Consider the following 12676-nt stretch of genomic DNA (forward strand, 5'->3'; position numbering starts at 1 on the left):
GAAGGCTACGGTCTTCATCGTCTAATCGAAGAGAATCGATGTGAAAGTACTTACCGTATTTGGCACCAGGCCGGAGGCCATTAAGATGGCACCTCTGGTTCACGCGCTGGCCAATGATCCTGATATTGAAGCGAAAGTGTGCGTCACTGCCCAACACCGTGAGATGCTTGATCAGGTCTTAACGCTCTTTTCCATCGTCCCGGATTATGACCTTAATATTATGAAGCCGGGGCAAGGGTTGACCGAGATAACCTGCCGTATTCTGCAAGAGCTCAAGCCGATCCTGGAGTCATTCAAACCTGACGTCGTGCTGGTTCACGGTGACACCACTACCACCGTGGCGACAAGTCTGGCTGCGTTTTACCAGCGTATTCCCGTTGGTCATGTTGAGGCGGGTCTGCGTACCGGCAACCTTTATTCCCCATGGCCGGAAGAGGCCAACCGTACGCTCACTGGTCATCTGGCCATGTACCACTTTGCGCCAACCGAAAACTCGCGTCAGAACTTGCTGCGTGAAAATATTGCCGATAATAAAATCTTTGTGACAGGTAATACGGTCATTGATGCGTTGATCTGGGTTCGCGATCGCGTACTGGCAAACAGCGATCTGCAGAAGGACCTCGCAGCCCGCTATCCGTTCCTGAATAATGGCAAAAAAACCATTCTGGTCACCGGCCACCGTCGTGAAAGCTTTGGTCGGGGCTTTGAGCAAATCTGTCATGCACTGGCTGAAATCGCCGCGCAGAACGACGATGTACAGATTGTCTATCCGGTACATCTCAATCCTAATGTGAGCGAACCCGTCAACCGTATCCTGGGTCATGTCGAAAATGTCCTTCTGATTGAACCTCAGGATTACATGCCGTTTGTTTGGTTGATGAATCATGCCTGGCTGATCCTCACTGATTCAGGTGGCATTCAGGAAGAAGCGCCGTCCCTCGGCAAGCCCGTTCTGGTGATGCGTGAAACGACCGAGCGTCCGGAAGCCGTCAAAGCGGGTACGGTACGTCTGGTCGGAACCGACACAAAGTTGATCGTCGAAGAGGTCACGCGCCTGTTGCACGACGATGAAGAGTATCAGGCGATGAGCCGGGCCCATAATCCGTATGGAGACGGGCAGGCTTGTGGTCGTATTTTGCATGCACTTAAACACAATCGGATATCGCTATGAGTTTTACTACCATCTCTGTCATTGGTCTTGGCTACATTGGCTTGCCCACTGCGGCAGCGTTTGCCTCCCGTCAAAAGCAGGTTGTCGGTGTGGATATCAACGCACGTGCGGTAGAAACCATTAACCGTGGCGAAATTCATATTGTGGAGCCCGATCTCGACCGCGTGGTCAAAGAGGCCGTTGATGGGGGATTCCTGCGCGCCAGTACCGCACCCGTTGAAGCCGATGCATATCTGATTGCTGTTCCAACGCCATTCAAAGGCGACCATGAGCCCGACATGGTTTACGTCGAGGCCGCTGCGAAGTCAATTGCACCAGTCCTGAAGAAAGGGGCGCTGGTGATCCTGGAGTCGACCTCTCCGGTTGGGGCAACCGAGCAGATGGCACAGTGGTTGGCAGAAGCACGACCTGATTTAAGCTTCCCGCAGCAGGCGGGTGAGCAGGCCGATATCAATATTGCCTACTGTCCGGAGCGCGTGCTGCCGGGGCAGGTCATGGTCGAACTGATTAAGAATGACCGCGTGATTGGCGGTATGACACCTGTCTGTTCCGAACGTGCCAGCGCGCTGTACAAGATTTTCCTGGAAGGTGAGTGTGTGGTGACTAACTCCCGCACCGCCGAGATGTGCAAGTTGACGGAAAACAGCTTCCGTGACGTCAATATCGCGTTTGCGAATGAGCTGTCGCTGATCTGCGCCGATCAGGGGATTAATGTCTGGGAGTTAATCAGCCTGGCGAATCGCCATCCGCGCGTCAACATTCTGCAGCCAGGGCCTGGCGTGGGCGGTCACTGTATCGCCGTCGATCCATGGTTTATCGTGGCGCAAAACCCGGCGCAGGCGCGTCTGATTCGCACCGCGCGTGAAGTGAACGACAGCAAGCCTCACTGGGTGCTCAATCAGGTTAAAGCCACGGTAGCGGATTGTCTGGCAGAGAGCGGCAAGCGTGCCAGTGAACTGAAAATTGCCTGCTTTGGCCTGGCATTCAAACCAAACATTGATGATTTGCGTGAAAGCCCGGCAATGGAAATTGCTGAGATGATTGCCGAATGGCACAAGGGCGAAACGCTGGTGGTCGAACCGAATATTCATGAGCTGCCGGCAAAACTGGCGGGGCATTGTACGCTGACCGCGTTGGAGGATGCGCTGGCGACGGCGGATGTGCTGGTGCTGCTGGTGGATCATAAAGAATTTAAAGCAACGTCCGGTGATACTGTTCGTCAGCAGTATATTGTTGATACCAAAGGTGTCTGGCGTTGAGTAGCCTGAATGGGGTGCTTGAACCCCTGAACTGGGAGAGTACCTTTTTCGGTCTACCCTCGGCCATTGCGCGTCTGCGAGATGATGCGCCGGCACTGACGGAATCTGACTTTACTGCCTGGCAGAGGGTTCAGGCTAAGATCCCTGCGGACCGTGCTGACCTGCTTGATGCGCTCCAGCATCACGGCTTTAAGCTGGTTGAAGGTGAGGTCGATCTTTCTATAACGCTCACCCGGCATGATGCGTCAGACGCGGAATTTGCAACCGAACAGGATATTCCCGTGTTGCGTCAGATGGCGGCTCGGGCGTTTGCTCAGAGCCGTTTTCGCACGCCCTGGTACGCGCCTGACGATAGCGGACGTTTCTACGCCCAGTGGGTGGAGAATGCGGTCAAAGGGACCTTTGACCATGTCTGCCTGGTTTTTCGTGCCGCGGACGGGCAAATTCAGGGATTTGTCTCGCTGCGTAAGCTCAACGAGCGCGAGGCGCGTATTGGCTTATTAGCCGGGCGTGGCATGGGTGAAAAGCTCATGCAGGCGGCGCTTCACTGGGCGCAGCAACAACAGGTCTCGACGCTGCGAGTGGCGACCCAACTGGGCAATACCGCCGCGCTAAAACGTTATATTGCGAGTGGTGCCAACATCGACGCCACCGCCTACTGGTTATACAGGTGACAAGATGATTCCATTTAACGCACCACCCGTCGTGGGAACTGAACTTGACTATATGCAGTCTGCTATGGGCAGCGGCAAACTCTGCGGTGATGGTGGGTTTACCCGTCGCTGCCAGCAGTGGATGGAACAGCGTTTTCACAGTGCCAAAGTCCTGCTGACGCCGTCCTGTACAGCATCACTGGAAATGGCAGCACTATTGCTGGATATCCAGCCTGGCGATGAAGTGATTATGCCGAGCTACACCTTCGTTTCCACAGCGAACGCGTTTGTTCTGCGCGGAGCGAAAATCGTCTTTGTGGATATCCGCCCGGATACCATGAATATTGACGAGACGCTGATTGAAGCGGCAATCACCGACAAAACACGCGTAATTGTTCCAGTTCACTACGCGGGTGTGGCCTGTGAAATGGACACCATCATGGCGATCGCCAAAAAACATAACCTGTTTGTGGTGGAAGATGCCGCTCAGGGCGTGATGTCCACTTACAAAGGGCGCGCGCTGGGGACTATCGGCCATATTGGCTGCTTTAGCTTCCACGAAACCAAAAACTACACCGCAGGTGGAGAAGGTGGTGCGACGCTGATTAATGACCGGGCTCTGGTGGAGCGTGCGGAAGTGATCCGCGAAAAAGGCACCAACCGTAGCCAGTTCTTCCGTGGCCAGGTCGACAAATATACCTGGCGCGATATTGGCTCAAGCTATCTGATGGCGGATCTGCAAGCGGCCTATCTGTGGGCGCAGCTGGAAGCAGCGGAACGTATCAACCTCCAGCGTTTGACCCTTTGGCAAACGTATTACGATGCGCTTGAGCCTCTGGCAAAAGCCGGGCGTATTGAACTGCCAACCATCCCAACTGATTGCGTACACAACGCGCACATGTTCTACATTAAGCTGCGCGATAACGACGATCGCAGCAAGCTTATTGCCTGGCTGAAAGAAGCCGAAATTATGGCGGTGTTCCACTACATTCCGCTGCACTCCAGCCCGGCGGGTGAGGAGTTTGGGGTATTCGCAGGTGAAGATCGTTACACCACCAAAGAAAGTGAGCGTCTGCTTCGCTTACCACTCTTCTACAACCTCGCGCCAGTTAACCAGCGTACGGTGATTAATACCCTTCTGAGTTATTTCGGCTGATATGTCTCTGGCAAAAGCATCGGTGTGGACCGCCGCGTCCACACTTGTAAAAATTGGCGCCGGGCTGTTGGTCGTCAAGCTGCTGGCCGTTTCATTTGGCCCTTCAGGTGTGGGGTTGGCAGGTAATTTCCGCCAGCTTGTTACTGTCCTTGGGGTGCTGGCCGGTGCCGGTATCTTCAACGGCGTGACCAAATACGTTGCGCAGTATCACGATAATGCGGCTCAGCTTCGCAGGGTGGTGGGCACCTCCTCGGCGATAGTCACGGGGTTTTCAACCCTGATGGCGATTATCTTTCTGCTGGCGGCAGCGCCCATCAGCCAGGGGTTGTTCGGGCACACCCATTACCAGGGGCTGGTGCGTCTGGTTGCGTTGGTTCAGATGGGGATTGCCTGGGCTAATCTGCTGCTGGCGCTGATGAAAGGATTCCGTGATGCCGCCGGGAACGCGCTTGCGCTCATTCTGGGTAGCATCATCGGCGTGATTGCCTATTACTTCTGCTACCGCCTGGGAGGTTATGAAGGCGCACTGCTGGGGCTGGCGCTGGTTCCGGCGCTGGTTGTTGTTCCTGCCGCGTTTATGCTAATGCGTCGTGGCGTCATCCCTCTGAGCTACCTGAAACCTCAATGGGACAAGGTTCTTGCCAGCCAACTGGGTAAATTTACTCTGATGGCGCTCATCACCTCCGTCACGTTACCCGTGGCCTACGTGATGATGCGAAACCTGCTGGCGGCGCATTATAGCTGGGATGAGGTCGGGATCTGGCAGGGTGTAAGCAGTATCTCCGATGCCTACCTCCAGTTTATAACGGCTTCCTTTAGTGTTTATTTACTGCCAACCTTATCGCGCCTGACGTCCAGGCAGGATATTACCCGGGAGATTTTTCGATCTCTGCGCTTTGTGTTGCCGGCTGTTGCGGCTGCGAGTTTTACCGTCTGGTTATTGCGCGATGTTGCCATCTGGCTGCTTTTCTCGACAAAGTTTACCGCCATGCGCGATCTCTTTGCCTGGCAGCTGGTGGGGGATGTACTGAAAGTGGGGGCTTACGTTTTTGGCTATCTGGTGATTGCGAAAGCCTCGCTGCGTTTGTATATCCTGGCTGAGATTAGCCAGTTTACGCTCCTGACGGCGTTCTCGCACTGGCTGATCCCCGCACACGGGGCGCTGGGAGCGGCTCAGGCCTACATGGCAACCTATATCGTTTATTTTGCTGCCTGTTGCGGCGTATTTTTACTTTGGCGTAAACGCGCATGACTGCACTGATTCACATCCTGGGATCGGATATCCCACACCATAACCAGACCGTTTTGCGGTTCTTTAACGATGAGCTGGCATCGGGTGATCCTGATGCACGTGAATTTATGGTTGCAGGTCAGGATAAGGGCCTGAGCGAGGCGTTTCCGGCGCTGACAATCGAATTCTGGCCGGATAAGGCCACGCTGGCGAAGGCGGTCGTTGCCAAAGCCAAAGCGGATCGTGAGCAACGCTTCTTCTTCCACGGGCAGTTTAATACCGGTCTGTGGCTGGCACTGTTAAGCGGCGGAATTAAACCCTCCCAGTGCAGCTGGCATATCTGGGGGGCCGATCTTTACGAGGTTTCCCGCGGCTGGAAATTCCGGTTTTTCTACCCGCTGCGTCGCATGGCGCAGGGACGCGTGGGCTGTGTTTTTGCCACCCGAGGCGATCTGAATTATTTTGCGAAACAGCATCCTGACGTGCGCGGCGAATTGCTCTATTTCCCGACCCGAATGAATCCGGCGCTGAACACTATGGGGACCGACACGCCACGGGAGGGGAAACTGACGATTCTGGTCGGTAACTCTGGCGATCGCAGCAACGAACATGCTGCCGCGCTCAGGGCTGTTCATCAGCAATTTGGCGATACCGTCAATGTGGTTGTCCCGATGGGTTACCCCCTCAACAACGACGCCTATATCGACGAGGTTCGCCAACAGGGGCTGGCGTTATTCAGCGCCGGGAATTTGCAAATTCTCGATAATAAGCTGGAATTTGATGAGTACCTTGCGCTGCTGAGGAAATGCGATCTCGGGTATTTTATCTTTGCCCGCCAGCAGGGGATTGGCACACTGTGTCTGCTGATTCAGGCCGGGATCCCCTGTGTACTTAATCGCGATAATCCGTTCTGGCAAGATATGGTCGAGCAGAATCTACCGGTGCTGTTTACCACCGATGTGCTTAATGAAGAGGTTGTTCGGGAAGCACAGCGACAACTGGCGCTGGTGGATAAGAATTCCATCGACTTCTTTAGCCCGAACTACCTCTCGCCGTGGCACCGTGCGCTGCGTATCGCTGCAGGAGACAAAGCATGAGCCAGTTGCAATTCAGCGGTTTGCTGGTCGTTTGGCTCCTGAGCACACTGTTTATCGCCACGCTCACCTGGTTCGAATTCCGCCGTGTGCGTTTCAACTTTAACGTCTTCTTCTCATTACTGTTTTTGCTGACGTTCTTTTTCGGTTTCCCGCTAACCAGCATTCTGGTCTTCCGCTTCGACGTGAGCGTCGCGCCACCAGAAATTTTGCTCCAGGCACTTCTGGCTGCAACCTGTTTCTATGCAGTTTACTACGTCACCTATAAAACGCGGCTGCGTTCAGCCCAGGCAACCGAACCACGCCGGGTGCTTTTTACCATGAACAGGGTGGAGACCCACCTGACATGGGTGATGCTAATGACCATCGCTCTGGTCAGTGTTGGTATCTTCTTCATGCATAACGGCTTCCTGCTGTTTAAGCTGCACTCCTACAGCCAGATTTTTTCGGCCGAAGTCTCAGGCGTGGCGCTTAAGCGTTTCTTCTACTTCTTCATCCCGGCAATGCTGGTGATCTTCTTCCTGCGCCAGGACAGCAAAGCGTGGCTGTTCTTCCTGGTCAGCACCGTCGCGTTCGGCATTCTGACCTACATGATTGTGGGCGGTACGCGTGCGAACATCATTATCGCCTTCGCCATCTTCCTGTTTATCGGCATCATTCGCGGTTGGATCTCGTTGTGGATGCTGGTGGCGGCTGGGGTGTTTGGCATTGTCGGGATGTTCTGGCTGGCACTGAAGCGCTATGGGATGAATGTGGCGGGTGATGAAGCGTTTTACACGTTCCTCTACCTGACGCGTGATACGTTCTCACCGTGGGAAAACCTGGCATTACTGCTGCAAAACTACGACAAGATTGATTTCCAGGGCCTGGCGCCAATCGTTCGCGACTTCTACGTCTTTATCCCTTCCTGGCTATGGCCGGACCGTCCTGGCGTGGTGCTCAATACCGCGAACTATTTTACCTGGGAAGTACTGAACAACCATTCCGGACTGGCCATCTCGCCAACGCTGATTGGCTCTCTGGTAGTGATGGGTGGGGCGTGGTTCATTCTGCCCGGGGCCGTTGCCGTAGGGTTGATTATTAAGTGGTTCGACTGGCTTTACGTGCGTGGTAATGAAGAGACCAACCGCTATAAAGCGGCCATTTTGCACAGTTTCTGCTTTGGTGCCATTTTCAATATGATCGTTCTGGCGCGCGAAGGGCTGGACTCATTCGTTTCGCGCGTGGTGTTCTTCATGGTCATTTTCGGCGTCTGCCTGTTACTGGCCAAATTGTTGTACTGGCTGTTTGACAGTGCAGGGCTTGTGCACAAGCGCGAGCCGCAGGGCAGCACAACGCTGTCGCAAGTCTGAGTAAGGATAGTAATGACTGATAAAACGTCTGCACCGCGCTATGCGCTACGTGGTTTGCAGCTTATTGGCTGGCGCGACATGCAGCACGCACTGGATTTTCTTTTTGCCGACGGCCAAATGAAATCCGGGACGCTGGTGGCCATCAATGCGGAAAAGATGCTGGCGGTGGAAGATAACGCCGAAGTCAAAACCCTGATAGAAGCGGCTGAGTTCAAATATGCTGATGGTATCAGTGTGGTTCGCTCAATCCGTAAAAAGTATCCTGGCGCTAATGTTTCACGCGTGGCAGGAGCCGATCTCTGGGAGCAGCTCATGGCCCGCGCAGGTGCTGAGGGTACGCCAGTGTTCCTGATTGGCGGCAAGCCGGAAGTACTGGCTCAGACAGAAGAGAAACTGCGGCGTCAATGGAATGTTAATATTGTCGGCAGCCAGGATGGGTACTTCAAACCAGAGGATCGACAGGCATTGTTTGAACGCGTTCGCGATAGTGGGGCAAAAATTGTCACTGTGGCGATGGGTTCCCCGCGCCAGGAGATCCTGATGCGTGACTGCCGTCTGGTCTGTCCGGATGCCCTCTATATGGGGGTTGGCGGCACATACGACGTCTTTACTGGCCACGTTAAGCGTGCACCGAAGATTTGGCAAAATCTGGGTCTGGAGTGGCTGTACCGCCTGCTATCACAACCGACGCGCATTCAACGACAGATCCGTCTGCTTCGCTACCTCGCCTGGCACTACACCGGGAAAATGTAATCAAAATGTAGCGCGATATGCTATTCGCGCTGCAACTCCCCTGCAAAACTGCTGCGAATCTGTGCAATGCATTTATTTTTTTAATGCATCGTTTGCCATTTTGCAGAATTTAAGAAACCATTCGCACCGTATTTTAGTACCACTAAAAAACAATACCCGCTCTTAAGCCGGGAAACAGCAGACACAACCGAGGATCTATGGCAGAGAAAAAACCGGAGCTACAGCGTGGGCTGGAAGCTCGTCATATCGAACTGATAGCGCTGGGCGGCACTATCGGCGTGGGCCTGTTTATGGGCTCCGCAAGCACGCTCAAATGGGCAGGCCCTTCCGTATTACTGGCGTATATCATCGCCGGGCTGTTTGTCTTCTTCATCATGCGCTCGATGGGCGAAATGCTCTTTCTGGAGCCAGTAACCGGCTCCTTCGCCGTTTATGCGCACCGTTATATGAGCCCGTTCTTCGGCTATCTGACGGCCTGGTCATACTGGTTTATGTGGATGGCAGTAGGGATCTCAGAGATTACCGCGATAGGGGTTTACGTCCAGTTCTGGTTCCCGGACATGGTCCAGTGGATACCCGCGCTCATTGCCGTGGGGCTGGTGGCCCTGGCAAACCTGGCAGCCGTGCGCCTTTACGGTGAAATCGAGTTCTGGTTTGCGATGATCAAAGTTACCACCATCATCGTGATGATTGTGATTGGCCTGGGCGTGATTTTCTATGGCTTTGGCAACGGCGGGCACGCCATCGGTTTTGGCAACCTGACTGAACACGGCGGCTTCTTCGCTGGCGGCTGGAAGGGTTTCCTGACGGCACTGTGTATCGTTGTGGCCTCGTATCAGGGTGTAGAGCTTATCGGTATTACCGCCGGTGAGGCGAAAAACCCGCAAGTTACGCTGCGTAGTGCAGTGGGTAAAGTGCTGTGGCGTATCCTGATCTTCTATGTGGGCGCGATCTTCGTCATTGTCACCATCTTCCCATGGAACGAAATTGGCACGACGGGAAGCCCGTTTGTTCTAACCTTCGCCAAAATTGGTATCACGGCGGCGGCGGGTATCATCAACTTTGTGGTCCTGACGGCAGCGTTGTCAGGCTGTAACAGTGGAATGTACAGCTGCGGGCGTATGCTTTATGCGCTGTCGAAGAACAACCAACTGCCTGCGGCGATGAGTAAAGTCTCACGTGCTGGCGTGCCGGTTGCGGGTGTGGCGGTATCTATTGTGATTCTGCTAATTGGCTCTTGCCTGAATTACATCATCCCTAACCCGCAGCGCGTGTTTGTTTATGTCTATAGCGCCAGCGTACTGCCGGGCATGGTGCCTTGGTTTGTTATCCTCATCAGCCAGCTGCGTTTCCGCCATGCGCACAAAAAGGCGATTGAAAGCCATCCGTTCCGCTCAATTCTGTTCCCGTATGCGAACTATTTAACGATGGCGTTCCTTATTTGCGTATTAATCGGAATGTACTTTAATGACGATACCCGCATGTCGCTGTTTGTCGGGCTGATCTTCCTGGCAGCAGTGACGGCTGCGTATAAGCTTTTTGGCCTGGGCCGCCGTGGCACCACCCAGAAAGTGGAGGAATAAGCGGCAAAATGTGCAAACCATAACCAAACGCGCATTTTTTTCAAAAAAGCACTAGACAGCGGGGACGGAGGTACGTAATATCCAGCCCCGCAACGGCGCTAAGCGCCCGTAGCTCAGCTGGATAGAGCGCTGCCCTCCGGAGGCAGAGGTCTCAGGTTCGAATCCTGTCGGGCGCGCCATTTTAGTCCCGGCGCTAGAGCTGCGGTGGTCTGAGAAGTAGTCAGTACCGCGTGAAAGAATACAGTGGTGGCTATAGCTCAGTTGGTAGAGCCCTGGATTGTGATTCCAGTTGTCGTGGGTTCGAATCCCATTAGCCACCCCATTATTGAAAGAGTTGTGAATTGCGAAGGTGGCGGAATTGGTAGACGCGCTAGCTTCAGGTGTTAGTGTCCTTAGGATGTGGGGGTTCGAGTCCCCCCCCTCGCACCACGACTTTTTAAATGAATTGAACTAAAAATTCAAAAAGCAGTACATCGGCGAGTAGCGCAGCTTGGTAGCGCAACTGGTTTGGGACCAGTGGGTCGGAGGTTCGAATCCTCTCTCGCCGACCAATTTTGAACCCCGCTTCGGCGGGGTTTTTTGTTTTCTGCGCCTTTTTATCCCTGTAGTGATCCCCCGACAGCGTCCTTTTTTATTGTCGCAATTCAGCGACGTACAACGCATTGAAAATTAACAAAATAACTATTTATGGGTTTTGTTGTCTCCTCCTGGCGACATATACCCGCCTTTTCCCGATACGTTGTAGAGCTTAAGACGGCGCTTAACAGCATAATTTCCTTTTATCTTAAAATGTTGTGCGGTGTAAAAGTTTGGAGTGTTATGTTGGCACGTTACGTGCAATAATATGCGTGTAGATGCTCATTCCATCTCTTATGTTCGCCTTAGTGCCTCATAAACTCAGGAATGACGCAGAGCCATTTACGGTGCTTATCGTCCACTGACAGATGTCGCTTCGGCCTCATCAAACACCATGGACACAACGTTGAGTGAAGCACCAAATATGTTGTCTTACAGACCTGTTTTAACGCCTGCTTTTTTAGCAGGCGTTTTTTTATGTCTTACTCCCGATAAAAGCACATGATCAGAGCAACGGTCAGCAGAGCCACTGACGAGACGGTATAGAGTGCCTGTACTGAGCCAAACCCGGTTGCCACCATCGCTGCGATGCCAGTGAAAAGAGAGGCGCTGAGCGTTTGCCAGCGCCAGGCTTTACCGCTGGCTGAAGCGGTTTGCGTGGCATCAAAGCTACTAAGAACAGCAAACGTGCCAGCCGCAAAGAGAACATTCGAAGCCAGATGTGCGATAAAGATCATCCCCAGCGCACAGGCCACCCATCCGGACAAAAACGGAAGCATGCCATAAGCGGCCAGAAAGATACCGAGACAAACGATGATTCGCGGTGTGTGGGCAGCAAAGCACGCCAGGCTGTCTCTTTTTAGTAGCATGGGGCCGCAAAGTTGTCCCATACTCCTCGCGAAAAGCAGAGGCAGAGCAAGACCCGCCGCATTCTGAGGATGGATCTGTTGCGCGAGTGCCGGAAGGAGCGCCATCGCCGGTGAACCGACGGCTGCCAGCGCCGGGAGGATGAGCAGGCTGCGTTTTTGCCGACGGGTCAACGTCAGCCAGCGTAGCGCCGCAGGCGCTGTCTCTTCATCAGGGGACGGGAGTGATGGTGCTGAAAACTGGCGCTCAGTCAGCCACAGCATTAACAGTGACCCGAGAAAGCTGACGGCATCAATAGCCAGCAGTGTAAACACGGATGTCTTCTGGAACAGCACTACGCCCAGTCCCGTACCTAACAACACCTGAGAAGCAAAAATCACAGTTTCCAGACAGGTTGCCGCAGGTAGCTCCGCTTCACTGAGGCCGCGCTTAAAGAGCAATGTCAGCGCCGGCCAACTCATCCCGCTGAGCAGCGCTTCAGTGGATTGCACGGCGAGTAACGCGGCAATGCTGTGATAACCCACGCCAAACAAGGGAAAGAGCAGGGCGAGCAAGCCCAGTCCTTCGGTCAGTATCAGCAGAGATATTGGAGAATAGCGCGAGCACAGCTTTTCACCGATCAGGCTACCGACAAATCCTGGTACCGTAGCGAAAAGAAAAGCGAGGGTTAGCAGTGCTGGCGGGGCTGACCACGATAACAGCAAACCGAAGACCACAACCTGGGTTAAACCATTTCCCAGCGAAGTAAAGATAAAAGCACAGGCAAGCAGGCGCAGCCAGCGGTGGCCGCGCAGCGCTTCAATAAGTGCATACAAAAGCGAGTTCATGAAGATTTCCTTTCAAAAACGATTTAGTCCACGCTGCAGAATGTGCACGTGTGTGAAAAAGGTTAATGAAAAGACATCGTTACATTGGCGGGTTCGCTTGCAGATGTGGGTACAAAGAATGTAGCAGGTGAAGGGCGATAAAAAAAGGAGGCCA

Annotated in this window: 10 protein-coding genes and 4 tRNA genes; 13 read left to right on the forward strand and 1 reads right to left on the reverse strand. The window is 53.7% G+C overall.

Annotation, left to right across the window (positions count from 1 at the left end; genetic code table 11):
• Nucleotides 1-40 precede the first annotated feature (40 nt).
• From wecB to WB237_RS22390, 13 genes are all read left to right on the forward strand, one after another.
• Nucleotides 41-1171 (forward strand): non-hydrolyzing UDP-N-acetylglucosamine 2-epimerase, encoded by a 1131-nt coding sequence (gene wecB, locus WB237_RS22330; protein WP_236920351.1) that lies wholly within the window; start codon nucleotides 41-43, stop codon nucleotides 1169-1171.
• Complete coding sequence (gene wecC / locus WB237_RS22335) at nucleotides 1168-2430, forward strand: UDP-N-acetyl-D-mannosamine dehydrogenase (RefSeq protein ID WP_336216524.1); 1263 nt, start codon at nucleotides 1168-1170, stop codon at nucleotides 2428-2430. The genes wecB and wecC overlap by 4 nt, the downstream gene beginning before the upstream one ends.
• Nucleotides 2427-3104 carry a dTDP-4-amino-4,6-dideoxy-D-galactose acyltransferase gene (rffC, locus tag WB237_RS22340; protein ID WP_336216526.1) on the forward strand — a complete coding sequence of 226 codons (678 nt, stop codon included), beginning with the start codon at nucleotides 2427-2429 and terminating at the stop codon, nucleotides 3102-3104. Before wecC ends, rffC begins: the two co-directional genes overlap by 4 nt.
• A gap of 4 nt (nucleotides 3105-3108) precedes the next feature.
• Nucleotides 3109-4239, forward strand: coding sequence for a dTDP-4-amino-4,6-dideoxygalactose transaminase (gene rffA / locus WB237_RS22345; protein ID WP_336216528.1), 1131 nt, complete (start codon nucleotides 3109-3111; stop codon nucleotides 4237-4239).
• A 1-nt stretch (nucleotide 4240) separates the two neighbouring features.
• Nucleotides 4241-5491 carry a lipid III flippase WzxE gene (gene wzxE, locus WB237_RS22350; RefSeq protein ID WP_336216531.1) on the forward strand — a complete coding sequence of 417 codons (1251 nt, stop codon included), beginning with the start codon at nucleotides 4241-4243 and terminating at the stop codon, nucleotides 5489-5491.
• Entirely contained in the window at nucleotides 5488-6567 is a 1080-nt protein-coding gene (locus WB237_RS22355) for a TDP-N-acetylfucosamine:lipid II N-acetylfucosaminyltransferase (RefSeq protein WP_336216534.1), read from the forward strand. The genes wzxE and WB237_RS22355 overlap by 4 nt, the downstream gene beginning before the upstream one ends.
• Nucleotides 6564-7916 (forward strand): ECA oligosaccharide polymerase, encoded by a 1353-nt coding sequence (wzyE, locus tag WB237_RS22360; protein WP_336216538.1) that lies wholly within the window; start codon nucleotides 6564-6566, stop codon nucleotides 7914-7916. The genes WB237_RS22355 and wzyE overlap by 4 nt, the downstream gene beginning before the upstream one ends.
• 12 nt (nucleotides 7917-7928) lie before the next feature.
• Complete coding sequence (gene wecG / locus WB237_RS22365; protein ID WP_336216541.1) at nucleotides 7929-8669, forward strand: lipopolysaccharide N-acetylmannosaminouronosyltransferase; 741 nt, start codon at nucleotides 7929-7931, stop codon at nucleotides 8667-8669.
• Between the two features lie 197 nt (nucleotides 8670-8866).
• Nucleotides 8867-10252, forward strand: a complete 1386-nt coding sequence (gene thrP / locus WB237_RS22370; RefSeq protein WP_114979865.1) for a bifunctional threonine/serine APC transporter ThrP — start codon at nucleotides 8867-8869, stop codon at nucleotides 10250-10252.
• Nucleotides 10253-10354: 102 nt separating this feature from the next.
• A tRNA-Arg gene (locus WB237_RS22375) sits at nucleotides 10355-10431 on the forward strand.
• A 67-nt stretch (nucleotides 10432-10498) separates the two neighbouring features.
• Nucleotides 10499-10574: transfer RNA gene (locus WB237_RS22380), tRNA-His, on the forward strand.
• A gap of 21 nt (nucleotides 10575-10595) precedes the next feature.
• A tRNA-Leu gene (locus WB237_RS22385) sits at nucleotides 10596-10681 on the forward strand.
• 45 nt (nucleotides 10682-10726) lie between these two features.
• Nucleotides 10727-10803 (forward strand) — tRNA-Pro (locus WB237_RS22390).
• A 507-nt stretch (nucleotides 10804-11310) separates the two neighbouring features.
• Here WB237_RS22390 and WB237_RS22395 read toward each other — a convergent pair.
• Nucleotides 11311-12522 (reverse strand): MFS transporter, encoded by a 1212-nt coding sequence (locus tag WB237_RS22395; RefSeq protein ID WP_336216547.1) that lies wholly within the window; start codon nucleotides 12520-12522, stop codon nucleotides 11311-11313.
• Nucleotides 12523-12676: the final 154 nt, after the last annotated feature.

It is taken from the genome of Enterobacter sp. P82 (assembly GCF_037053385.1).
GTDB lineage: Bacteria > Pseudomonadota > Gammaproteobacteria > Enterobacterales > Enterobacteriaceae > Enterobacter.